At 36.0% G+C, this 25,596-nt stretch carries 22 protein-coding genes; 18 read left to right on the forward strand and 4 right to left on the reverse strand.

Annotation, left to right across the window (positions count from 1 at the left end):
• Positions 1-207 precede the first annotated feature (207 nt).
• Complete coding sequence (locus tag ASO14_RS04270; protein WP_068451875.1) at positions 208-2,076, forward strand: sensor domain-containing diguanylate cyclase; 1,869 nt, start codon at positions 208-210, stop codon at positions 2,074-2,076.
• A 68-nt stretch (positions 2,077-2,144) separates the two neighbouring features.
• On the opposite strand, the gene ASO14_RS04275 is transcribed toward ASO14_RS04270, so the two are convergent.
• Both ASO14_RS04275 and hisJ read right to left on the reverse strand, forming a co-directional pair.
• On the reverse strand, positions 2,145-2,627 hold the full coding sequence (locus ASO14_RS04275; protein ID WP_068451877.1) for a GAF domain-containing protein: 483 nt from the start codon (positions 2,625-2,627) through the stop codon (positions 2,145-2,147).
• Between the two features lie 18 nt (positions 2,628-2,645).
• Positions 2,646-3,443 (reverse strand): histidinol-phosphatase HisJ, encoded by a 798-nt coding sequence (hisJ, locus tag ASO14_RS04280; RefSeq protein WP_068451880.1) that lies wholly within the window; start codon positions 3,441-3,443, stop codon positions 2,646-2,648.
• A gap of 151 nt (positions 3,444-3,594) precedes the next feature.
• On the opposite strand from hisJ, the gene ASO14_RS04285 reads away from it, so the two are divergent.
• From ASO14_RS04285 to ASO14_RS15115, 10 genes are all read left to right on the forward strand, one after another.
• Positions 3,595-5,298: a septation ring formation regulator EzrA gene (locus tag ASO14_RS04285; RefSeq protein ID WP_068451883.1), complete on the forward strand. Its 1,704-nt coding sequence runs from the start codon at positions 3,595-3,597 to the stop codon at positions 5,296-5,298.
• A 129-nt stretch (positions 5,299-5,427) separates the two neighbouring features.
• A complete protein-coding gene (locus ASO14_RS04290; protein ID WP_068451885.1) occupies positions 5,428-6,585 on the forward strand; it encodes a cysteine desulfurase family protein in 1,158 nt (385 codons plus the stop codon).
• A complete protein-coding gene (thiI, locus tag ASO14_RS04295) occupies positions 6,572-7,777 on the forward strand; it encodes a tRNA uracil 4-sulfurtransferase ThiI (RefSeq protein WP_068451887.1) in 1,206 nt (401 codons plus the stop codon). Before ASO14_RS04290 ends, thiI begins: the two co-directional genes overlap by 14 nt.
• Before the next feature lie 390 nt (positions 7,778-8,167).
• Positions 8,168-9,748: an acyl-CoA synthetase MbcS gene (gene mbcS, locus ASO14_RS04300; protein WP_068451890.1), complete on the forward strand. Its 1,581-nt coding sequence runs from the start codon at positions 8,168-8,170 to the stop codon at positions 9,746-9,748.
• A gap of 156 nt (positions 9,749-9,904) precedes the next feature.
• Positions 9,905-10,807 carry an EamA family transporter RarD gene (gene rarD / locus ASO14_RS04305; RefSeq protein WP_068451894.1) on the forward strand — a complete coding sequence of 301 codons (903 nt, stop codon included), beginning with the start codon at positions 9,905-9,907 and terminating at the stop codon, positions 10,805-10,807.
• Positions 10,808-10,860: 53 nt separating this feature from the next.
• Positions 10,861-11,877, forward strand: a complete 1,017-nt coding sequence (gene sppA, locus ASO14_RS04310) for a signal peptide peptidase SppA (RefSeq protein ID WP_068451897.1) — start codon at positions 10,861-10,863, stop codon at positions 11,875-11,877.
• 11 nt (positions 11,878-11,888) lie between these two features.
• On the forward strand, positions 11,889-12,398 hold the full coding sequence (locus ASO14_RS04315; RefSeq protein WP_082701376.1) for an RDD family protein: 510 nt from the start codon (positions 11,889-11,891) through the stop codon (positions 12,396-12,398).
• Between the two features lie 81 nt (positions 12,399-12,479).
• On the forward strand, positions 12,480-12,980 hold the full coding sequence (gene tpx, locus ASO14_RS04320) for a thiol peroxidase (RefSeq protein WP_068451900.1): 501 nt from the start codon (positions 12,480-12,482) through the stop codon (positions 12,978-12,980).
• 65 nt (positions 12,981-13,045) lie between these two features.
• Positions 13,046-13,984, forward strand: coding sequence for a class I SAM-dependent methyltransferase (locus ASO14_RS04325; protein WP_068451902.1), 939 nt, complete (start codon positions 13,046-13,048; stop codon positions 13,982-13,984).
• A 1-nt stretch (position 13,985) separates the two neighbouring features.
• A complete protein-coding gene (locus ASO14_RS15115) occupies positions 13,986-14,153 on the forward strand; it encodes a hypothetical protein (RefSeq protein ID WP_165442694.1) in 168 nt (55 codons plus the stop codon).
• Between the two features lie 51 nt (positions 14,154-14,204).
• On the opposite strand, the gene ASO14_RS04330 is transcribed toward ASO14_RS15115, so the two are convergent.
• On the reverse strand, positions 14,205-14,651 hold the full coding sequence (locus ASO14_RS04330; RefSeq protein ID WP_068451904.1) for a universal stress protein: 447 nt from the start codon (positions 14,649-14,651) through the stop codon (positions 14,205-14,207).
• Between the two features lie 333 nt (positions 14,652-14,984).
• On the opposite strand from ASO14_RS04330, the gene ald reads away from it, so the two are divergent.
• On the forward strand, positions 14,985-16,106 hold the full coding sequence (ald, locus tag ASO14_RS04335) for an alanine dehydrogenase (RefSeq protein ID WP_068451906.1): 1,122 nt from the start codon (positions 14,985-14,987) through the stop codon (positions 16,104-16,106).
• A gap of 152 nt (positions 16,107-16,258) precedes the next feature.
• Here ald and ASO14_RS04340 read toward each other — a convergent pair whose 3' ends face one another.
• Positions 16,259-17,359, reverse strand: a complete 1,101-nt coding sequence (locus ASO14_RS04340; protein WP_068451911.1) for a M24 family metallopeptidase — start codon at positions 17,357-17,359, stop codon at positions 16,259-16,261.
• 244 nt (positions 17,360-17,603) lie between these two features.
• Between ASO14_RS04340 and ASO14_RS04345 the strand changes: the two genes are divergently transcribed.
• From ASO14_RS04345 to accD, 6 genes are all read left to right on the forward strand, one after another.
• Positions 17,604-18,284 (forward strand): metal-dependent hydrolase, encoded by a 681-nt coding sequence (locus ASO14_RS04345; RefSeq protein ID WP_068451914.1) that lies wholly within the window; start codon positions 17,604-17,606, stop codon positions 18,282-18,284.
• Between the two features lie 131 nt (positions 18,285-18,415).
• Complete coding sequence (locus ASO14_RS04350; RefSeq protein WP_068451918.1) at positions 18,416-19,726, forward strand: DRTGG domain-containing protein; 1,311 nt, start codon at positions 18,416-18,418, stop codon at positions 19,724-19,726.
• Between the two features lie 143 nt (positions 19,727-19,869).
• Positions 19,870-20,808: a DHH family phosphoesterase gene (locus tag ASO14_RS04355; RefSeq protein WP_068451920.1), complete on the forward strand. Its 939-nt coding sequence runs from the start codon at positions 19,870-19,872 to the stop codon at positions 20,806-20,808.
• A gap of 16 nt (positions 20,809-20,824) precedes the next feature.
• The gene (dnaE, locus tag ASO14_RS04360) at positions 20,825-23,893 is read left to right on the forward strand and encodes a DNA polymerase III subunit alpha (protein WP_068451922.1); all 3,069 of its coding nucleotides are present in this window, start codon (positions 20,825-20,827) and stop codon (positions 23,891-23,893) included.
• Positions 23,894-24,090: 197 nt separating this feature from the next.
• Complete coding sequence (locus tag ASO14_RS04365; protein WP_068451924.1) at positions 24,091-24,744, forward strand: FadR/GntR family transcriptional regulator; 654 nt, start codon at positions 24,091-24,093, stop codon at positions 24,742-24,744.
• Positions 24,741-25,595 carry an acetyl-CoA carboxylase, carboxyltransferase subunit beta gene (gene accD / locus ASO14_RS04370; RefSeq protein ID WP_068451927.1) on the forward strand — a complete coding sequence of 285 codons (855 nt, stop codon included), beginning with the start codon at positions 24,741-24,743 and terminating at the stop codon, positions 25,593-25,595. Before ASO14_RS04365 ends, accD begins: the two co-directional genes overlap by 4 nt.
• Position 25,596: the final 1 nt, after the last annotated feature.

Below are 25,596 nucleotides of genomic sequence, written 5' to 3' on the forward strand. Positions count from 1 at the left end.
CCATACAACCGCTGCGTTTATTTTACACAAACTCTATTCTATAGCGTATAGATTGGTATGTCAAGAAAATGAAAAAAATAACGGACAAATTAATTAATAAAAATAGTTTTTTTGAACTTGGTTAAATAGAAGTAGTATAAAAGAACCTATTTGTGTATAATACAGTTAAGAATCTTGTGTCTATTAAACGAAAATAGGTGATTACATTTGCGAGATCAACATATTATGGATGCAATTAAAGGGCATATATTGGACTTATGGATTGAAATTCATCGCGATGGATTTAATACCTTCTCATATTATAGTTATTTAAATGAATTATTGTATCAACAATTCCAATTAAAAAATGTAGAGTACTATTTTATAGAAGAAAAACAACTACGAAAGCTAAGACATCATCAACAAGATTTTCAATCTCATCATATTGCTTTAGATTGTATTCTCACACACATACAAAATAATTCAATTCATCATCTTGTATCAAGCGTACAAATACATCATCCAGAAGTGAATGATGCTTTAATCATTCGACAAAAAGGCGATGTAGAAGGAGTGTTGTTTTTTACTTCTTCACCTAAATGGGAAGAATTCAAACAAAGTGATTACTTTGCGGAATTAATGGAGTCATTTTATGAGTCTGCACGTACAATTAAGCAACAATATCAAAATCGTGCAGAAAATCGTTTGAATAAAGAATTGTTGAAAATGACAGAATTATTCCACTCAACAATGAATGTTGAGCATATTATAGATGCGCTTTTACAAGAATTAGAAAGTAAGTTTCCTCAATATGAACATCAATTGATTTTATCAAATGATCAAGAACATCAACTACCTAAAAATGTATCGGTATATGACTATATTAATGAAAGACCTGCGACAACGGAATCGTTTGTATCGGGTCATTTGGTGCATGAAAATTTTGAAGAACATGGACTAACATCTTTATGTGCTCCAATCAAGGGTCGTCAAGGAACATACGGTGTAATCCGCATTGAAAAGCATGAGAAATACCAATTTACAGAATATGATGAACGAAAACTAAGTTTTTTAGGCGATACATCAGGTAAAGCGTTAGAAAATGCAAAGTTATATGGGCAATCGCATCGACTTGTCAGCGATTTACAGTTTATTAATGAGTCATTTCATGATTTGAATATGAACTTATCACAAAAAGAAATGCTTGAATATTTGTCGAAACAAATTTCAAAAGCATTTAAACCTTCTGAATTGGCATTTGTTTTTATGAACCAACGATTAGAGATGGAGACAGGAACAACACCTTATTTTTACTCAAATGAATCAGCTGTTTATTTGGAGTATATTGGTGAGCACTTTTCAAGAACGAATGAGCCACTGTTTGTTGCGGATTTTCAAGAATTAATTGATTTAGAAATACCATACGCATCATTGATGGCTGTACCTATCATTATTCGAGAGAAAGTGCATGGCTTTGTGTTATTAGTACATGAAGAAGCTTATTACTTCTCCTTTGATAGTTATAAATTGATTCAATCGATTATTCGTCACTCTTCTTTGGCAATTTCAAATGTTATTTTACGTGAACAGCTACAGGAGATGGTAAACCGCGATAATTTAACCAAACTTTTTGCGCGCCATTATCTAGATAGCTTTGTTGAGAAGGCGATGCACATCGATAGACAAGGTGTTTTTGTATTATTTGACATTGATGACTTCAAACAAGTAAATGATAAATTCGGTCATCATCAAGGAGACCGTGTTTTAGAGCATGTAGCAAAAATTATTCAAGAAGAAGTAGGGGAGTGTGGAATTGGAGCGCGTTGGGGCGGGGAAGAACTGGCTGTTTATCTACCGAATAATCAGTTGCTGAATAGTCAACAAATCGTAGCGCGTATTTCACAACGTATTGCTACCGAGACAGTTCCTAAAGTAACAGTTTCTGCAGGAATTTCTTATTGGAATCATCACCGAAAGCATGTAACATATCAAAGTCTATTTAAAGAGGCGGATGCAGCGTTATATTTTGCAAAAGGTAATGGGAAAAATCAAGCTCAAATATACACGAAAAAGATGGAAATTAAAGAGAGTCTTTAATAGATAAAAAGAATTGAAAAAAAGAGAAGTCCCATTATTTTTAAAGGGATTTCTCTTTTTGTGTTTGCTTATACTAAGAATTTTTGAAGTGTTTCGACAAATAGCTCAATACCTTCTTGGTCTTCTTCTGAGAAGCGATTTTTGATTGGGCTATCAATGTCAAGTACGCCGTATAGTTCTCCGTTGATTACAATTGGTACGACAATTTCAGAATTGGATGCAGCATCACAAGCGATGTGTCCTGGGAAAGCATGCACGTCTTCTACACGATATGTTTTTAATTCGCTTGCAGCTGTACCGCAAACACCACGACCAAGAGTAATGTGTACACAAGCTGGTAAGCCTTGGAATGGACCTAATAATAACTCGTCATTTTTATATAAATAAAAGCCACACCAGTTAATTGTATCAAGCGCTTGGTTTAATAAAGCTGATGCATTACTTAAAATAGCGATGTGATCTGTTTCGCCTTCTGTTAATGCTGCTAGTTGTTTTGATAACATAACATATTTTTCTTTTGATGAACCTTCAATATTTTGAGGTGTAAACATATAAAGCCACTTCCTTTTCTATAAATACGGTTGTAATTCCTCAAAGAACTGGTCAAAGTCTTTTGCTTGATGAGCATCTGAACCAAAAACGAGAGGAATTTGTAATTGTTTTGCGTGTTCGATATAACGAATAGGTGGGTAAGATTCTAAACAAAATTTCTTAGCATATCCCGCACTATTTACGTCAAGCTCATAGTTATGATGCTTGATGGATTGTAAAACATGTTCAATCTGTTCGTGATCTTCAATCGTTTCGTGATGAGCATGTTGAAATTTATGGATGAGTGTTGGATGTCCAATTCTCTTTGGTTTAAAAGTCCCTAAATCGGCTTCAATCGACTGCTGAACTGTATCATAATACATATGATATAATCGTTCAACTGAGCCGACTTTTTGAACGGTATCCATAAAAACACTATCTGAGTAATCAATACAAACATACTCTCCGTTAATTTTTAAAAAATGAACAGATAAAATAGCGTCGTCTATTACAGGACCATATGTATGTAACCATTGTTTTGTTTCTTCTTCATATCCCATTATATAATCAACTTCAAAACCAATGCGGATTTTTATGTTGTTCGCATATTGAACTTGTAAGTTTTGCAATGTTTTAATATACGTATCTACATCTTTTTGTTGCATACCACTATCTTGTAAAGGTGTTGGATCTACAAAATTTGTTGGTAAAGGAGCATGTTCTGTAAAAGTAATATCTTCAAAACCTGCTTGAATTGCCTGTTCAATATATTGCTCGAAAGAATCTTTCGTGCCATGTGGGCAGAAAGGTGTATGAATATGTCCGTTCCTTTTCATGAGAAAACCTCCTAATGGCTTAAAAAAAGTACAAAAAATTGAAAAAAACACAAAATCGCATACAAATGGTGAACAAAAAGAAATGAAACATGGTAATATTAAAATAATATAAGTAGGCAGAAAACCTGATAGAAGAGATAGGGGGCATATGATGTACAATTATATCATTCCAATTGTCATCGTACTATTGATTTTTGTGGTCGTACTTTTTGTGTACCGCAAAAAACATCATACTGAGATTAGTAGATTGGATCAAAAAAGGTTAGACCTTCAAAACAAACCAGTTTTAGAGGAATTATCGAAAGTGAAAAAGTTAAATATGAGTGGTCAAGCAGAAGAAATGTTTGAGAGATGGCGCAATAAATGGACTGACATGATGGATGATGACTTAGTTCAAATTGAACAACAACTAATCCAAGCAGAAGAAACTGTAGATAAGTTCCAATTTAAAAAAGCTACACAAATTGAAGAAGAAGTGGAACAGCGCATTGATGCTTGTGATGGTGAGCTCGAAAACATTCTAACAGAACTAAATGATTTAATTGAAAGCGAAAAGAAAAGTCGTGTGGAAATCGAAAATTTAAAATTAGATTATCGTACATCACGCAAGACTTTACTCGCACATCAATATTCATTTGGGGAAGCGGGTAATCTACTTGAAAGTCGTTTAGCTGTATTCCCAGAAAAATTTGAAGCTTATGAGCGACTAACAGCAGAAGGTAACTATTTAGAAGCGAAAGAAATTGTGAAAGAGTTGGATCATGAAGGTAAAGAAATTCTACGCTTAATTACGGAGATTCCAACATTGTTGACAGATGTGCAACATAAGATACCAAATGATTTATCCGACTTACGTAATGGTTATCGTTCGATGGAACAGCAATCATTCTTCCTCTTACACTTAGAGTTGCCAGAAAAATTGGATGCAATTGAAGCGCAATTACCTATATTAAAAGAGCAGTTGGTGCAGTTAGAAACTGAAGTTGCAATTGAACAAGTAGAACAAATGAAAAAAGATATTGATGCCTATTATGAAGCACTTGAAAATGAAGTCCATGCAAAACAATTTGTGGATTCTAATTTTACAAAGTTAGGCACACGTTTAGAAGATTTACTTTTAGCTGTAGATGAAATGCAGTATGAAGCAGAAGTTGTTCAAAAAAGTTATCATTTAACAACACAGGAACTTGCAATGCCTCGTCAATGCCGTTCAGCTTTAAATACGTATAAGCAACGATACGATTTATTATGTGTAGAAGTAAAAGAAGAACAATCTGCTTACTCTATTCTAAAAGAAGAATTAGAAGATTTAGATAAGCTTGTTGAAATTAAGAAAAAAGAGATTGAAGAATTTTCTAAAAAATTAGTAGACTTACGTGTTCATGAAAATGAAGGACGCGAACAGCTAGAATCATTTGAACAACGACTTCGTTTACTAGAACGTAGAATTCAAAAAGCGAATATGCCAGGTATTCCAGATGAGATTATTGCTCGCTTTAAAGAAGCTGATCAGCAATTAGATGTTGTGAAGCAAGAATTATTAGAAGTACCGATTAATGTAGGTGTGATTGCCGCAAACTTAAAAAAATCAAATGAATTAATTACTGAAGCAGAAGGAGTAATTGAAGAAATGTTAAGTAATGTTCAGTTGATTGAATTATTGATTCAATATGGTAATCGTTACCGTACTTCAAAACCTGGTATGGATGAAAAATTAACAGAAGCAGAACTAGCTTTTACTAATTTACGTTATACGAAAGCTTTAGAAGTGGTTGCGACGGCAGTAGAAGCAGCTGAACCGGGTGCTTTAAAACGAATCGAAGGTTTAGCGAAACAAACGGTGACACGCGTTTAATACACATTTAATTAGAGGTTGGAGCAAATGTCTGCTCTAGCCTCTTTTATATTGCAAGAAAAGGTGTAAGACATCTGTTATTCTTTTTGATATAATAATTGAATATGTACGATAGAAGGAAGGGTCAATATGATTTATTTAGACAACAGTGCAACGACGAAGCCAGATGAACAAGTTATGCGCGCGTTTATTCAAGCGAATGAACGTTTTTACGCAAATCCAGCTTCATTGCATGAAATGGGTGTCGAAACAAATAAATTATTAAGTCGTTCTCGCCAACAAGTAGCCGATGTTTTTGGCACAACAGCTGAACAAGTTGTATTTACTTCAGGTGGTTCAGAATCGAATAATTTTATTATAAAAGGCATTGCACGAGCAAATACACATCGAGGGAAGCATATTCTAGTTTCAACGATTGAGCATGCGTCGGTATTAGAAAGTGTACGTGCTTTAGAACAAGAAGGATTTACAGTTGATTATGTGGACGTCACAACAACAGGTATTGTCGACTTAGAAGATTTACAGCGAAAATTACAAAAAGATACGGTACTTGTGAGTGTCATGCATGTGAATAATGAAGTGGGTGCGATTCAACCGATTGAACAAATTGCACAAATTGTTCATCGAGAAAGTCGTGCTTTTTTCCATGTAGATGCGGTGCAAAGTTTTGGTAAGTTACCAATCCGTTTTGCAAGTGAAGCAGGGCCAGATGCGATTACAATTTCCGGTCATAAATTACACGCACTAAAAGGAACAGGTGTAGCAGTTTTTCGTAAACAAATGACACTTGAACCACTTATTCATGGTGGTGGTCAAGAGATGGGATTGCGCAGCGGTACAGTAGCGGTTCCTCAGTATGTGGCATTATCAAAAGCGATTCGTTTAGCTGCTGAACAGCAACAAGTGAATGCGAAGAAATATAGCATGTGGCGCAATGAGCTACATGAATTTTTACAGCAATTTGAAGCAATTCGTGTACTATCAACGAATCATGGTGCACCTCATATTGTTAGTTATGCAGTTTCAGGTATCAAAGGTGAAGTGATGATCAATGCGATGCAAGCACATAATGTCATTATTTCTACTTCAAGTGCTTGTCATTCAAAAGATACAAAGGTTAGTCATGTTGTATCTGCGATGAATGTACCACATGAATATGCACGTGGTGTTGTGCGTATTAGCTTTGGGATGTTTAATACAGATGAGGAAATTCAGCAAGTAAAAGACATTATAGAACGCGTGATTCAGCAAGTTAAGGGAGAGGTCAAAAAGTATGAAATGGCATGAAATTTTAATTCGTTACGGTGAAATTTCAACAAAAGGAAAGAACCGTAAACAATTCATTAGTCGTCTACGTGAAAATCTACGTTTTGTTTTTCAAGATGTAACAGATTTACGTATTCGTTCAGAGCATGATCGTATGTATTTAAGAAGTAGTCATGAACATGAGATGGCAATTTTATTAGAACGTTTACCACGTGTTTTCGGCATACAATCATTTAGCCCAGTAGCAGAATGTAAAACCGATTTAGAAGAAATGAAAGCACTCGCTGTAAAGATTGTTGAAGGAATCGATTACAAAGGTAAAACATTCAAAGTGAATGTACGTCGTGCTTATAAAAAATTTGAATTAGACACATATGAATTAAATCGTGATTTAGCAGGACATGTGTTAACGACACTGCCAGGCATGACGGTTCAAATGAAAAATCCAGAAATTGAATTAGTTGTGGAAGTACGTGAAAATGGCACATATATGATGGTGGAGAAAATTCCAGGTGCTACAGGTTTACCAGTTGGTTCAAATGGTAAAGCACTTCTATTATTATCAGGTGGGATTGATAGCCCCGTAGCAGCGTACTTCATTATGAAGCGTGGTGTGCGAATTGAAGCGATTCACTTCTTTAGTCCGCCATTCACAAGTGACCAATCACTTGAAAAAGTTAAAGATCTTTGTCAACAAATCAGTCAATTTGGTGGTAAAGTTCGTCTACACATTATTCCATTTACAGAAATTCAGCAAACGATTCAACAAAATGTACCGGAGAATGTAACGATGACTTCAACGCGCCGTATGATGATGAAAATTTCTGATTTAGTTCGTAAAGAAATTGACGCAAAAGTCTTAGTGACAGGGGAGAATTTAGGACAGGTAGCGAGTCAAACATTAGAGAGTTTAGCAGCTATTAATGATGTAACAACAACGCCTATTTTACGTCCGCTAATCACATATGATAAGCTTGAAATTATTGATATCGCACAAAAAATTGGTACGTATGAAACATCGATTCGTCCATATGAGGATTGCTGTACGGTATTTACACCAGCAAGTCCAAAAACTAAACCTAAGATCGACAAAATGAATTATTATGAAAGCTTTACAGATTTCGATGAAATGATTGAACGCGCGATACAAAATCGCGAAATTCATGACTTCCCACGTAAAAAAGAAGTAGATGCGTTTGACGATTTACTTTAAATAAAAAGCGAAAAATCCGTATAATTTTTTATGCGGATTTTTTTGTACTGAAAAATCTTTTAGTTAAGTAAATAAATTGTTTTTAATTGTTTATTTATTGATGAATACATCAGAATTCAAGAATCTAAAGTTACATGAAATAACTACTTTGAGTGTTTAATGCTCGTCTTTTGAATAATTTTGTTGAAAAACACACTTTTCTCTATAGTTTATAATGGTATTTTACTTTTTTAATATGTTATAATTTTGGGAATTATTAGGTAATTGAAAATATTTTTCTTTTGATATTAAGACCTAGTAATAATAATAAGTTATAGTAATAGGTTGTGCAATCGGGAGTGCTTAGTTATAATAATTAAGCAGAAATCTTAAATTTAGGGGGAGTTCGTTATGAACAGAGAGGATTTATTAGCACCAGAACATTATAACTTGGTATCAGAGTTTGAACAGTTCGCAACAGGTGAAGGTGCCATAGCAGTCAAATATGAAGACGTAGAAGGACAACACAAAGAAATCACATACGATGCTCTCATTCAACAAGCGAATCAAATGGCCAATGTGTTTCAAGCACATGGACTAAAAAAAGGAGACGTTATGATTGTCATGGTTCCACGTTTAATTGAAGCATATGTTACGTATATTGCTGCGATTAAATCCGGAATTATTGTGATTCCAAGTTCTGAAATGCTACGTACAAAAGATATTGAATACCGTATTGAACACAGTTCAGCAAAAGCGATTGTGTCATACGAACCATATATTGATCAATTCGATCAAGTACGCAATTTAGAAGGTGTAAAACAATTTGTAATTGGTCATGCACATACACCGTGGGTTCCTTTATTAGAAGAGGTAAAGGAAGCTTCTACATCATTTGAAATGTGCGATACGTTAAGTACGGATACAGCATTCCTATCTTATACAAGCGGCACGACGGGTAATCCAAAAGCAGCTGTTCACACACATGCATGGGCTTATGCGCATTTACGCACAGCTGCTTCTCACTGGTTAGGAATTCAAAAAGGTGATTTAGTTTGGGCAACGGCAAGTCCAGGATGGCAAAAATGGATTTGGAGTCCATTCTTATCTGTATTAGGTAGCGGAGCAACAGGCTTTGTTTATAACAGTCGTTTTGATGCACAAACATATCTGTCACTTATTCAAGAACATAAAATTAATGTATTGTGCTGTACACCGACTGAGTATCGTGTTATGGCGAAAGTTGAAAATTTAGCCGACTTTGATTTAAGTAGCTTACACAGTGCAGTATCTGCTGGTGAACCATTAAATGTTGAGGTTATTAATAAATTCCAACAGACATTTGACTTACAAGTACGCGATGGTTATGGTCAAACTGAAAACACATTACTAATCGGTACAATGAAGGGCATGGAAGCAAAAGCTGGTTCGATGGGTAAACCAACACCAGGAAACATGGTAGTAGTGGTCGATGAGAACGGTAAACCATGTGCGCCAAATACAGTAGGAGATATCGCCATCCATAAAACAACACCTGCATTATTCAAAGAATATTATCGCGATCCTGAGCGTACACAAGGTCAATTTAGAGGCGATTACTACATTACAGGTGATCAAGCTAAAGTAGACGAAGATGGTTACTTCTGGTTTGAAGGGCGTAGCGATGATATTATTATCAGTTCAGGCTATACAATTGGGCCATTCGAAGTAGAGGATGCACTTGTGAAACACCCTGATGTACAAGAATGTGCAGTAGTTGGAAGTCCAGATGAAATTCGTGGAACGATTGTTAAAGCATATATCATCTTACAAAACAAAGAACGCGCTAACGAAGAAGGATTTATTAAAGAGCTACAAAGCTTTGCAAAAGAAGCAACAGCTCCTTATAAATATCCACGCGCAATTGAATTCGTTGATGAATTACCAAAAACAGCTTCAGGTAAAATTCGCCGTGTAGAATTGCGCGAACGCGAAATGAAAAAAACAGTGTAATGAAATAGAACAAATAAGCCTGTATGCAGTAGTAGATGCATGCAGGCTTATTCATATTTAAAACTTTCGTTAAACGAAGAAAAAATTATTTACATATGCAAACAAATATTACTATACTATAGAAACACTAGAAAGAAGAAAAGAGATGAAACGAGAATGGATTCAACAAAAAAAGGTATTTTGTCCGCAACGTTTGCGTATATTATTTGGGGACTTGTACCGATTTATTGGAAACAACTAGACATGGTGAGTAGTAACGAAATTATTACGAGTCGTATTATCTGGTCATTTATTTTAACGCTCATCTTTGTCGTAGCCATTCGACAAGGAAAAGATTTATTACAAGATGTTCAAACACTGTGGCAACATCAAAAATCATTTTGGTCATTAGTTGCAGCTTCCTATTTAATATCAGCAAACTGGTACATATTTATTTGGGCAGTGAATCATAATCATATTGTAGAGACAAGTATGGGTTATTATATTAATCCATTAGTTTCTGTATTACTAGGTGTTATTTTCTTGAAAGAGCGTTTATCAAAGGCGCAAGTTTTAGCGTGTATCATTGCATTTGCCGGTGTAGCAGTTCTCATTATTTCAAATGGAAAGTTCCCATTTGTAGCACTTGGACTTGCTTTTTCATTTGGTATTTATGGGTTATTAAAGAAACAAATCAAACTAGATGCCACACGCGGTTTAGTAATTGAGACATTATTCATCTTGCCGCTAGCACTTGGATATTATATTTACCTAATTGCAAAAGGTGAATCGGCAATGTTCCACTTAGACTGGGTAACAACATTACTATTAATTGGTACAGGTGTCATTACAGCAATCCCATTAATCTTATTTGCAGTAGGTGCACAAAATATTCCACTTTATTTAGTTGGATTCTTCCAATATATTGCGCCAACTATGACATTGTTAATCGGTACATTTATTTATCATGAAAAATTTGGACTTCATGATTTCATTGCATTTGGCTGTATCTGGCTTGCCATTATTGTTTTCTCATATGCTACAATTGTAGAGGCGAAAAAATCAAAAAATTTAGCCTGAAAATGAAACATTTGGAAAAATAATGCGTATAAACAGTCAGAGGAGATGAGTTTATGAATGCAAAAAGATGGATTGCACTTGGAATAGCAGCCTTTTTACTGGTTGGTTCTACGGTAATTAGTGGCTTGATTAATTTTAGTAAAGTAAAATTTTCTGATGCTATGGTGCAAGTAATGGGTGAAGAATCTTCACTTGAACGTACAACAGTACAAGAAGGAAAAGAAACATCACAAATTGCAGTTTTAAAAGTAGATGGAGCAATTCAAGATACAGGTGAAGCTTCAGCGTTTACAGGGTCAAAGGGATATAATCATAAACAGTTTTTAAAACAGTTAGATGATGTGAAAAAAGATACAACTGTAAAAGGTGTTGTATTATATGTGAATTCACCAGGTGGTGGCGTTGTCGAGTCAAAACAAATCTATGAAAAAATCAAAGATATTCAAAAGACGCGTAATATTCCAATCTATACATCAATGGGATCAATGGCCGCTTCAGGTGGTTACTATATCTCAGCGCCAACAGATAAAATCTTTATCGATGAAGAGACGTTAACAGGTTCAATCGGCGTTATCATGCAGTCAATTAACTACAGTAAATTAGCTGATAAATACGGCGTGAAATTCGAAACGATTAAAACAGGTCCGTATAAAGATATTATGAGTGGCTCTCGTGAGATGACAGAAGGCGACCGTAAAATCTTACAATCAATGGTTGATGACTCATACCAACGTTTCTTAAAAGTTGTAGCAGATGGTCGTAACATGCCGATGGAAAAAGTTAAAAAAGTGGCAGATGGTCGCGTATATAATGGTTCACAAGCTGTAAAAGTAGGATTAGCAGATGAATTCGGTTATACAGAAGATGCGATTGCTGCAATGAAGAAAGAAAAAGGTTTAACAGGTTCAAAAGTATATGAATACAGTACAAGCGATTCCATCACAAGCTTATTTGCAACAAAAGTGCAGTCGTTATTAGGTGGTGGCTCAGTTGATGCACAAATGGTTCAACACATTTTATCAAATGCAAAAAATGGCCCACGTCTCATGTATATGTATGGTGAAGAATAGGAGGTTTTCGCATGACACAATTTGCAACGCAAATCGAAATGCAAGAATCCGCTATTTTTGAACATAAATCAGCGGGATTTTGGGTTCGCTTTTTCGCTTTTTTAATTGATGTATTATTAGTAAACACTGTCCTAGTCGGTCTGCTGTTACAAAACATTATTCCCAAGTCGATTTGGGAAAATGAATTGATTTTATATATCTCGATTTCAGCTGTTTTATCAGGCGTGATGTTTTACATTTACTTCATCTTGATGACAAAATTTTTAAGTCAGACATTAGGTAAGATGATTTTTGGTTTAAAAGTCGTACGAGATGATGGTGAACCTCTTTCATGGTCTACTGTGCTATTTCGCGAAGGTGTAGGGCGCTTTATTTCGATGACAGTGAAAATTTTATATTTAATCATTCCATTCACACCAAAGCATAAAGCTGTCCATGATTTCATTGCAGATACACATGTTATCCATGAAAGAGCATATAGTAAAAAAGAACAAGTAGTATCGCAAACAGTCGAAGTATAAAGAATTAAGGCTTCATAGTTGCGTAGTAAAGTGTAATTTTAGTAGAATTGGAAGTAGAAATTTTGAGGAGGCGTTTTGAGAATGGCAAATGTAACATTTATTAATAATCCAGTAACACTAGTAGGCGAAGAAGTAACTGTAGGTTCAAAAGCACCTGATTTTAAAGTTGTAGATAACGGTTTAGGTGAAAAAACATGGAAAGATTTCGCTGGTAAAAAAGTGTTAATTTCAGTTGTACCTTCTTTAGACACAGGCGTTTGTGATGCACAAACACGTCGTTTCAATGAAGAAGCGGCATCATTCGGTGATGATGTTGTGGTACTGACGATTTCAATGGACTTACCATTCGCACAAAAACGTTGGTGTGGCGCAAACGGTATTGAAAATGTTATTACATTATCAGATCACCGCGATGCATCATTTGGTGAAGCTTATGGCGTATTAATGAAAGAACTTCGCTTATTAGCTCGTTCAATCTTCGTAATTAATGAAGCTGGTGAAGTCACTTACACAGAATATGTTCCAGAAGGCACAAACCACCCAGATTACGATCGTGCTTTAGAAGCTTTAAAAGCACTTTAATTAAAAACATGAACGTTAGGGCCTGTCCTGTAAAGGATAGTCCCTTTCGTGTTTAGGAGTATCAAATGGAAAAAATAGAAAATATTTTCACTTATTTAGATGAGCAATCTAAAAAAGTAAGCAAAGAATTTGATGTTACGTATTTAGACGGTCTTCTATCTACTCTAACGCAATTAGTGGAAGAACCTGAATCATCTATTCTAAAAGAAGTATCAAAAGAGCAAGTGAGAAAGGCAATTCAACTCGCTTTATTAAAAGGCATGCGTAAAAATGTACAGCCAAATCATCAAATGACACCCGATTCTCTTGGTTTTTTAGTAGGTTATTTTGTCGAGCAGTTCTTTGAAAAGCAATTAAAAGAGCAAGAGAAGGTTACATTACTTGATCCAACCATTGGAACAGGGAACCTAATGATGACTGTGATGAATCATTTAGACGGTAAAATTGAAGGAATTGGTGTAGAGATTGATGAACTATTAATTCAACTCGCTGCAGTTTCAGCTGATTTACAAGAGCAACCGGTTGCTTTATATCGTCAAGATGCGTTACAACACCTTTTAATCGATCCTGTTGATGGAGTAATTTGCGATCTACCTGTTGGATATTATCCAGATACAGAATATGCAGAGAACTTTGAAATTCATAAGGAAGATGGTATGACGTATGCACACCATTTATTAATTGAGCAATCAATGAACCATACGAAAGATGGTGGCTACTTATTCTTCTTAGTACCGAATAACTTATTTGAATCAGAACAAGCACCTTTACTTTATAGTTATGTGCAAAAACATGCGTGGATTCAAGCGGTTGTCCAGTTACCTGAAAATCTTTTTAAACAAAAAGAAATGGGAAAAAGCTTATTCATTTTACAGAAGAAAAAAGAAGGCGAACAAGCAGTTAAAGATGTGCTACTCGCGAAAGTTCCAAGACTAGACAATATTCAAGCACTCGAAACTTTCTTCGCACGCGTACAAAATTGGAAGAAAGAAGAGAAGAAATAAATTGAATCCACAATATAAACAATATGAAAACACAGAATTATGGGCAACCATTTGGCAATCACTCGATGAATTAGTTGAGAATGGTGACTTAGAAGAAAAAACACCAAGAGGTCATATTGTTGGTTACCTGTGTGAAAAGCTCACTAAAGAGCAAGAACAAGAAAAGTAATAGAAAAAGAGAAATCGCATTGAATCGCGATTTCTCTTTTTTAATTGGTGATTATTCAGCTGCTGGTGTACGTACAACTAATACGTCACATTTTGCAGAGCGTACGATGCTTTCAGATACACTACCGATTAGGAAGCGCTCTACAGCATTTAGACCAGTCGCACCACATACGATTAAATCAGCTACTGTTTTTTCAGCAACGTCTTTTGTAATCATTGTTTTTGGTGAACCGTATTCGATTAATGTTTTCACTTCTTTTACGCCATGTTGTTCAGCAATTGTTTTATATTCGTTTAACTTTTCTTCAGCAAAGCTTTGAGCGCGTTCAGCGATTGAGCGATCATACGCTTCGATTGCTGCGAAAGAACGTGTATCGATGATGTTTACTAAGTGTAAAACCGCATCGTTACGTTGTGCTACCTCTACTGCTTTGTTGAATGCGTATTCTGCTTCTGCAGAACCATCTACTGCTACAATAATGTTGTTATAAGTTGCCATAATAAAATTCCTCCTCTTTGCTTTTATAAGCATATTATAACATTCTATATCAATTCACAAATCCCTCTTTTTTAAATGGAATTGGAACAAATTGTGAATTTTTCATCAAAAAATTAATTAGAAAAATCAAAAAATTTAATATAATTAAATAGCGTATTTTGTTATTTTTACATAAAAAAAGAGTTTATAATCCTTTTGTAAACGCAATTATTTGGAAAAAAGAAAAAAACTTGAAAATTATTTTGCAAAAAGTCGTAAAAATCTGTTAAGATAGATTTGTTTGAAGAGATAAGTTTAACTTCATATATACTTTTATCTTTAGGAGGATGGGTCATGAAAATTGGTATTCCAAAGGAAATCAAAAACAATGAAAATCGTGTAGCAATTACACCAGCAGGCGTTGTGAACTTTAAGGTATCAGGTCACGATGTTGTCGTAGAAAAGGGCGCTGGTATTGGTTCAGGATTTACAGATGAAGAATATATTGAAGCAGGGGCAGTAATGGTAGACCAAGCAGGTGCTTGGAATGTTGATATGGTCATGAAAGTTAAAGAACCAATCGAATCAGAATACAGCTTCTTTACAGAAGGCTTAATCTTATTCACTTATTTACACTTAGCACCAGAACCAGCTTTAACAAAAGCATTAATCGATAAAAAAGTGACAGCGATTGCTTATGAAACAGTACAATTACCAAACCGTTCACTACCATTATTAACACCAATGAGTGAAGTTGCAGGTCGTATGGCAACACAAATCGGTGCACAGTATTTAGAAAAACAAGAAGGCGGTAAAGGTATTTTACTAGGCGGCGTACCAGGGGTGTCACGCGGTAAAGTAACAGTAATCGGCGGTGGTATGGCTGGCGCAAATGCTGCGAAAATCGCTGTAGGTATGGGTGCTGATGTAACAATTATCGACTTAAGCCCAGAACGTTTACGTGAATTAGATGATCAATTCGGTACAGATGTTCATACACTTATTTCAAACCCATATAACATTGCAGAGTCTGTAAAACAATCTGATTTAGTAATCGGTGCTGTATTAATTCCAGGTGCTAAAGCGCCGAAATTAGTAACAGAAGAGATGATTAAATCGATGTCACCAGGTTCAGTTGTTGTTGATATCGCAATCGACCAAGGTGGTATTTTCGAAACATCAGATCGTATTACAACACATGATGAGCCAACTTATGTGAAGCATGGTGTGGTTCACTATGCAGTAGCAAATATGCCAGGTGCAGTACCACGTACAGCAACAATGGCTTTAACAAATAACACAGTACCTTACGCAGTACAAATTGCGAATAAAGGTTATGTAAAAGCATGCTTAGATAATGAAGCATTACGTAAAGGTTTAAACGTATTAGATGGTCATGTAACGTTCGATGCAGTTGCAGAAGCGCTTGGTTACGAATACGTTCCAGCTGACGCGTTATTACAAGCAAAAGCATAATCAAAAATGATTCATACAAAGGGAATCAGGGGTCAGTTTGTTTGTGAGTAGATAACGTATAAATAGAGATTGATATAAGTCAATCCATTGTATAAAAAAAGAGAAATTCCAAAGCCGATTGGCAGCGGAATTTCTCTTTTGTTTTTTAACACTTATTTTGGTTCAACAATGTGTAACTCTTTAGGGAATGACGTTAGAATTTCAACACCATCTTTTGTCACAACAACATCATCTTCGATACGTACGCCAGCTGTGTCACCTTTATAAACACCTGGTTCAATCGTGAAAACCATACCTTCCACTAAAGGCAATTCATTTGAACCGTGGATAGAAGGAATTTCGTGTAAACCAATTCCAAGACCATGTCCTAGACGGTGTGTGAAATATTCACCAAAACCAGCATCTTCAATTTTTTGACGCGCTGCACGGTCTAAGTCCATTGTACGAACACCTGGTTTAACTAAATCAATTGCGGCTTTATTCGCGCTTAGTACAGCATCATATACTGCTTTTTGCTCTACATTTGGTTCACCGAATGCAACTGTACGTGTGATATCAGAACAGTAACCTTCATAAACAACACCTAAATCAAACAGTACTAGGTCACCTTTTTTAATTTTTGTGTTACCTGGCGTGCCATGTGGAGAAGCAGCATTTAATCCTGTTAATACCATTGTATCGAATGACATATAGTAACCTTTTTGAAGGATTGCAGCTTCGATTGCCGATAGTACTTCAAGTTCTGTTTTACCTTCAGCTAATTCATCGCAACCTACTTGAATCGCATAGTCAGCAAGTTTTGCTGCTTCACGAATTTTTTCCACTTCATCAGCAGATTTAACAATACGTAAATCTGTTAATACTTGATCAATTCCAACAACTGAACTGTTCGGATAGAAGCGTTGTAAAGTATCTAAACGTTCTACTGTTAAATGTGATTTTTCAATTGCTAATGTTTGAATGGCACTAACAGATTGAGCTGCTTTATTTGCAAGTACTTCAAAAGCATCTTCCTGATCGTCGTGACCTACTACATCGTATGTCCAGCCAGCTGCCTTCGCATCAGGAACCTCCATTTTTGGACAAATCATAAATGGTGCAGCATCTTTAAAAATAAGAATGCCTAGTAAGCGCTCATGTGGATCACTTAAAAATCCTGATAGATAAAAAACATTTTCAGGAGTTGTGATGAATGCAGCATCAATGTTTGCTGCTTGTAAATGATGTTGAATTTTTTCGATTTTAGATGACATAATGTCGTCTCCTCTCAAATCTCTATAATTGAATTTCGTCTGACTTGGGTATAGAACAAACGTAAGAAAAAATGTGTGTACTAGTTATCTTAGGTTTCCATTTTGTAACAGAATATGTTACAAATGAAATACGTACATTTCACATGAAGTCACGTCAATCTAAAACAAGTGTAACGCTTTACCAGTGTATCAAAAAAACAGCATTTGTGTGTAATGTAATCCATATTTTAAGGAGGATTTTTCAATGCAAATATCATTTCATGGACATTCAGTTGTAAAAATCAAAACGAATGACAAGGTCATTTTAATCGACCCATTCATTAATGGAAATAGCCAAACCGATTTAAAAGTAGAGTCAGAATCACCAGATGTAATCTTACTAACACATGGTCACAATGATCATGTTGGTGATACAGTTGAGTTGGCGAAAAAACATGATGCCCTTGTGGTCGCTCCAAACGAATTAGCAGATTATCTATCTTGGCAAGGTGTACGCGTTCATAATATGCATATTGGTGGCGCTTATACATTTGATTTTGGAACAGTCAAATATACACAAGCATTTCACGGGTCTTCTTATGTAACAGAAGACAAACAAATTATTTATACGGGCATGCCAGGTGGTATTTTATTTACAGCAGAGGATAAAACAATCTATCACGCAGGTGATACAGCGCTGTTTAGTGATATGAAATTAATTGGTGAACGACATCCGATTGATGTTGCGTTTGTACCGATTGGTGACAACTTTACGATGGGACCAGAAGATGCTGCGACGGCAGTAGCGTTTTTAAAACCAAAATTAGCTGTACCGATTCACTACAATACATTCCCCGTAATTGAGCAAGATCCAACCCATTTTGCAAAATTAGTTGAGGGAACAGAAGTATTAATTATGTCCGCAGGGGATGTAATCGAACGCTAGTTTTATGAGAAATCCACTGAAAACGCTAAATTTGTAGCAAATTTACTGTACTTTTGTTTTAAAAAGCAGCACGACAAAACAGGAAATATGGTACACTAGGGGTAGAATGAAGTTGGAAAATAGGTGATTCTTTGGCTACTAAACATGAAAAGATAATTCAATACATCGAGACTTTACCTGTAGGTGATAAAATCTCTGTACGTCAAATTGCAAAAGATATGGCAGTAAGTGAAGGAACAGCTTATCGCGCGATTAAAGAAGCAGAGACACGTCGCTTAGTTAGTACGATTGAGCGTGTAGGGACGATTCGTATTGAGAAGAAGAAAAAAGAGAATATTGAACGTTTAACTTTTGCTGAAATTGTTAACATTGTAGATGGACAAGTATTAGGTGGTAAAAGTGGATTGCATAAAACATTAACGAAATTTGTTATTGGTGCAATGAAGTTAGATGACATGATGCGTTATACGGATGCAGGCAGTTTATTAATTGTTGGTAACCGTTCGAATACGCATTTGAATGCTTTAAAAGCAGGAGCTGCTGTATTAATTACAGGTGGTTTTGATGCGGATGAAGAAGCGCGTCGCTTAGCGGATGAACTTGATTTACCTATTATTTCTTCAAGTTACGATACCTTTACAGTTGCAACGATGATTAACCGTGCTATTTATGATCAGTTAATCAAAAAAGAGATTCTATTAATTGAAGATATTGTTGTACCAATTGAAGACACTTCATATTTAAAATCAACTGACACAGTACGTGACTTTAATGAATTAAATTCTCGTACAACGCATGGTGGCTATCCAGTTGTTGATAAACAGAAGAAAACAGTTGGTATTGTGACATCAAAAGACGTAATTGGTAAGCAAGAATCAGACTCGATTGATCGTTTGATGACACGTAATCCAATTACAGTTACAATGAAGACGAGTGTAGCAACAGCTGGACACCGTATGATTTGGGAAGGAATCGATTTATTACCTGTTACGGACGAACATGGCGTGTTACAAGGCGTTGTAAGTCGTCAGGATGTATTAAAGGCGATGCAAATGGCTCAGCGTCAACCACAGCATGGCGAAACGATTGATGACCTTGTGAAAAATGAGATGAAGCTTGAAAAAGACGAAGACGATTCAACGGTTGAATTTACGGTAACACCGCAAATGACGAATCAGTTTGGTGCGATTTCATATGGAGCTTTCACAACATTACTAGTAGAAGCAGGGGCAGCCGCTTTGAAAAAAACAAAGCGAGGCGACAGTGTGGTTGAAAATATGACCATCTATTTCATGAAGCCTGTGCAAATGGAAAAAACCATTCAAGTGTTACCGAAAATTTTAGACATGAGTCGTAAATTTGCGAAAATTGATTTTGAAGTTTATAGCGATGAAATATTAGTATGTAAGGCACTTGTGACATTCCAAGTATTAGAACGATAAAGAGTATTGGGCGATTTTGTTGCCCAATACTTTTTTTATTTACGATTTCAGATAAAATAACTCAGAAATAAATACACCTCATGTAAAAACTGTTAAAATAGAAAGTAGTATTTTCGTTAATTTATTTTAAGGGAGCGATTTAGATGAAACAACAAATTATTGAATGTATTGAAAAGTATCAAACGATTATCATTCATCGTCATGTACGTCCAGATGAAGATGCCTATGGTTCGCAAATGGGACTAGCTGCACTCATTCAATCAAATTATCCCGAAAAAACAGTGTACACACCTGGTACACATGATCCGGCACTTACATATTTAGGTGAACCCGTACATGTGGAAGATGAAGCATATAATGGTGCTCTAGTGATTGTCACAGATACAGCGAATCAAGAACGTATTGATGATCAACGTTATACAATGGGTGAGACATTAATTAAAATAGACCATCATCCAAATGACGATGCTTATGGTGACATTACATGGGTAGACACATCTGCGAGTTCTTGCTCAGAATTGATTTATGAGCTATATGAATATGGGGAAGAACATCGTGCTTGGGGGCTTCCTGCACAGGCAGCACGTTATTTATTTGCTGGAATTGTAGGCGATACAGGACGTTTTAAATTCCCAAGTGCAACAGAAAAAACATTTAAAACAGCAAGTAAATTAGTGAAGCATGACTTTGATCGCTCTACGCTATTTGATGGTATGTATGAATTGAGTAAAGAATTGCTACAATTACAAGGCTACATTTATCAAAATTTCCATATGAACGAAAATGGTGCAGCTTATATTAAGTTGCCAAAAGAATTACTAGAAGAATATGGAGTCACAGCGCTCGAAACAAGTGCGCTTGTCAGTTCTTTAGGAAATGTAAAAGGAATTCGTGCATGGGCTATTTTTGTTGAAGAGCCAGATCAAATTCGTGTTCGTTTACGCTCGAAAGGTTTAGTTATTAATACGATTGCTAAACAATTTAGAGGCGGCGGTCACCCATTTGCTTCGGGGGCTACAATTTATGATTGGTCAGAAGCAGATGATTTAATCGCACAATTAGATGAGGTTTGTGCGCAATAGAAAGGAGAAGAAATGAATGGATGCTCATTTTCCGCAAATCGTAACGTCTGCAAGTATGCTGGATAGTATTGTGAAAATCGAAGAATTATCAGCTGCTTTACAATCGTATGAGCATGCAACAGTTGCCATTACAGACCGTAAGTTGTATGGTTTACTTCATTTCAATCAAGTTATGAAAAAAGCACACATACAACCAGTCTTAGGACTGACAGTAGATCTTGTGTGCCAAGAAAATCTCACGATACCACTTGTTTTATATGCAGCGAATCAACAAGGTTACCAACATCTAATCAAAATTTCTTCTGCGATTTCATTAAGAGAGCAAGAAGATTTACCGTTAAAATGGTTACTTGGTTATCAAAAGGGGCTAATTGTCATGTTACCTGTTGCAATGACACATCATTGTGATGAAGTCATACAAATGGTTCAACAGTTACATGAACAATTAGAATATTTCTATTTAGGGATTGAGCGAGCGAATGGAATCATCCACGAACAAGAATCACTGTGGCGTGATGTTGCACAATCTGAAAAACTAAAAGTGATGGCAACCCAGCGCGTCCATTTTTTAAACGAAGAAGACGTGGAGGCCTATACAGTAGCGAAAGCGATTCAGCAAGGTGTGCGTGTAGAGGACCGTGAACCGCTTAATCCTATAGAACGTGCACATTATTTACCGACAATGTTGCAATTAAAAGAGTGGTTTCAAGATGTACCAGAATGGTTAGATACAACAACGGAAGTATTAAATCAGTGTAAAGTTGAGTTAACGTATGAACAGCATTATATGCCGAAGTTTCAACCATTAGAAGAAGGAAAGACAGCCGAAGTTTTACTTGCGGAGCAATGTAAAAAAGGTTTACAAGAGCGTGGTTTTACAGGACAACAAATATATGAAGAGCGTTTGCAATATGAACTACGTGTCATCAATGATATGGGTTATGCAGATTACTTCTTAATCGTAGCAGACTATATCGCTTTTGCGCGTTCAAAACGTATTTTAACAGGACCAGGTCGTGGTTCGTCTGCGAGTTCACTCGTTGCGTATTGTTTACGTATTACGAATGTTGACCCGATACAGTATGATTTATTATTTGAGCGTTTTTTGAATCCAGCGCGTATTACATTACCTGATATTGACGTCGATTTTGCAGACGCTAAAAGACAAGAAGTGATTGAGTATGTAGCGAAAAAGTACGGAGCCTCGCATACAGCACAAATTATTACATTTGGTACATTATCAGCGAAAGCAGTAGCACGCGACGTCGCACGTGTTCTAGGCTTTACAATGGAGGAGATGGCTCAAATTTCTGCGCTCATACCTTCAAAGCCAGGAACAATGTTACGAGATGCTGAGCCAGCATTTGAACAGTGGATTGGTACAGATGAGCATAAGGTGAAGTGGCTACAAATTGCGAAACGTTTAGAAGGTTTACCACGTAACGCTTCGACTCATGCTGCTGGTGTGATTTTATCACCGATTGCTTTACCTGAAATCGTTCCAATTGAAAAAGGTAGCGATGACATCTATATGACGCAATGGCCGATGAAAGAAGTTGAAGCGGTTGGATTATTGAAAATGGACTTTTTAGGTTTGCGTAATTTATCCATACTCGACCATATTCGATATCTTATTTATGCAGGTGAACGACGTGTACTAGATTTTGAAAAAATTCCTTTAGATGATGTGAGAACGTATCAATTACTACAACAAGGTGATACAACAGGGGTATTCCAATTGGAGTCGGCTGGTATGCGACAAGCTTTAAAAGAAGTATATCCAACTAGCTTTTTAGATTTAGTAGCAGTAAATGCGTTGTATCGTCCAGGTCCGATGGATTTTATTCCTGTTTATAGTAGAAGGAAGCATGGACAAGAACAGGCCGTTTTACCTCACCCGATACTTGCGCCCATTCTTAATGAAACGTACGGTGTTATCGTCTATCAAGAACAGATTATGCGAATCGCTTCTGTTTTTGCAGGTTTTACATTAGGTGAAGCAGATGTATTAAGACGAGCAGTTAGTAAAAAAGAAAAAAATATATTAGATCAAGAACGTCAACATTTTGTACAAGGTGCTCTACAGAATGGGTACGCTAAAAATGTAGCAAATGAGGTATATGATTTAATTGTTCGCTTTGCGAATTATGGTTTTCCGAAAAGTCATGCTGTTGCGTATAGTTTAATTACGTATCAAATGGCTTATTTAAAGGCCAATTTTGCACCGTATTTCTATGCGGCGCTCTTAACAAGTGTTATGGGAGATCGAGAAAAGCAGTTGAAAATCTTGCAAGAAGTACGTGCAAAAGATATTCCATTACTACGCCCCTCGATTCAAAAAAGCGGAAAGAGTTACCGTGTTGAAAACGGTAGTATCCGATTAGCATTAGGAGCAATTCGTGGCGTACCCCAAACTTTTTTGAAAAAATTACAGCAAATGCAGCAAGAGAAAAAAGAGTGGAAAAGTATTTTTGATATGGCATTAAGTATATCAGCACAACATTTTAAAGAAAAAACAATCGAAGCTTTAATCAAAGCAGGCGCTTTAGATGATTTTGAACAAGACCGACAAACACTTCTAGCTACTGTTAGTCGTGCTGAAAATCTTGCTAAATTGTATGCGCCTGATGAAGAAACGACTGTGTTGTATGACACGCGAATTTACGGTGTACCGAAACATGCCGAAGCAGAACCTATGCTTGAAAAAGAAAAACTACAAGGTGAAAAAGAAGTTCTTGGTTTCTATATTTCCAAGCACCCTGTTGAGCAGTTGAAAGCGAAAATGGGGCAACCAGTAGTTCCAATACATCGAGTTTCTTCTATTAAAATAGGTGCAACGATTCAAGTCATAGCAGCGGTTCAAAACATAAAAGTAATTCGTACAAAAAATGGCGAGCAAATGGCGTTCTTAACAATCGAAGATGAAACAGGGGCACTATCCGTTACAATTTTCCCGAAGGTGTTTGAACAAATCAAGTCCTTATTAGAGGAAGATTCTATTTTATATATTGAAGGAAAAGTAGAATCGCGTCAGCAACAAGTACAATTAATTGCTCAAAAAATACAAGATATGAAGTCATTATAAGAAGTAAGTGGCTGTGTTTTATAACAAAGCACACCTACTTACTTTTTGTGTTTTATAATGAAAACGTTAAAAATCAATTCAAAAAATGAATGAGTAAAAAGTCTAGAATTACATGATTTTACTTTACTAACTAAAAAAACTTTTGTATGCTATAAAAAGTGGTCAGACCACTTTTACGAAGATAGGGAGTTGAAGCGATGAATGTAGAGAAGTCCGCGCCAAAAAGATTTATTCAAATAGTGAAAGAGCTTCGAGAAATTATTCGAGTTGAAGAAATTGGACCAGGTGATAAACTGCCTTCAGAACGTGTATTGGCAGAAAGACTAGGTGTTGGGCGATCTTCTGTACGTGAGGCTTTACGAAGTATGGAGCTGCTAGGCTTAATTGAAACCAAACATGGTGGTGGCACATTCCTATCCGATTTTAGAAATCATAAATTAGTAGAAGTATTATCTACATTTGTTTTACAAGAAGAAAAAGATTTAGTAAATGTTCATCACACACAACAAATTTTAGAGCGCGATGCGATTGTTGAAGTTGCAACAGACGAAAAGCTTTGTAAATTACCTGTGTGGGAAAGTTTACTACATATGTTAATTATTGAAGGTCAAATTGAACGAGAAATTTTAGTTCGAGAATTGATGGTATCATCACATAATCGATTAGTATTTAAAATTTGGATGATTTTAAATCAATTCGGTAAGTCACCGTATCGAGGACAATCGACTCCAGCGGAACGAGAAGTACTAGCGACATTTATAAGTGAATTAATTGCAGGGAATCCTGCTCAGGCGGTTCAGGCCTATGAGGTATGGATTGATTTGTTAACTGAAGGGGAGAATATGGAATGAGTATAAAAAATATATTTTCAAAAACAAAACCGAATAAAGTAAAAAAAGCACAGGTTCAAAATGATATTAAAGCAGGTGTTATGCATCAATGTTCAGAATGTAAGCATGTAATGGTTACAAAAGAATTACAGAAGAACTTATATGTTTGTCCAAAATGTAATTATCATAACAAAATCAATTCACAACAACGAATGAATCTAGTGATTGACGAAGGTACATTCCAATCAATTGATGATAATTTAAAAACAACGAATCCACTTGGCTTCCCAGGATACGTTGAAAAAGTACAAGTAGACCAAGCGAAGACTGGTTTGAATGAAGCAGTGTTAACAGGTATCGGCCAAATTGATGGTCAAACGATTGTGTTAGCAGTTATGGATTCGTTCTTCCGTATGGGATCAATGGGGTCAGTAGTCGGTGAAAAAATCACACGTGCGATTGAAAAAGCAACGGAATTAAAAGTACCATTTATTATCTTTACTGCAAGTGGTGGCGCACGCATGCAAGAAGGTGCATTATCGCTAATGCAAATGGCGAAAACATCTGTAGCACTTGAAAAACATAGTCGTGAAGGTCAGTTATATGTATCGGTTATGACACACCCAACGACAGGTGGCGTATCAGCGAGTTTTGCATCTGTAGGTGATATCAATTTAGCTGAACCACAAGCGTTAATCGGCTTTGCAGGTCGTCGTGTTATTGAACAGACTGTACGTGAAAAATTGCCGGATGATTTCCAAACAGCAGAGTTTTTATTAAAGCATGGTCAATTAGATAAAATTGTCCCTCGACATGAGATGAAAGATACATTAAGTACGATTGTTCGTTTACACACGAAGGGAGACAACTAAT

The organism is Kurthia sp. 11kri321 (genome assembly GCF_001534765.1).
GTDB classification, from domain to species: Bacteria; Bacillota; Bacilli; order Bacillales_A; family Planococcaceae; genus Kurthia; species Kurthia gibsonii.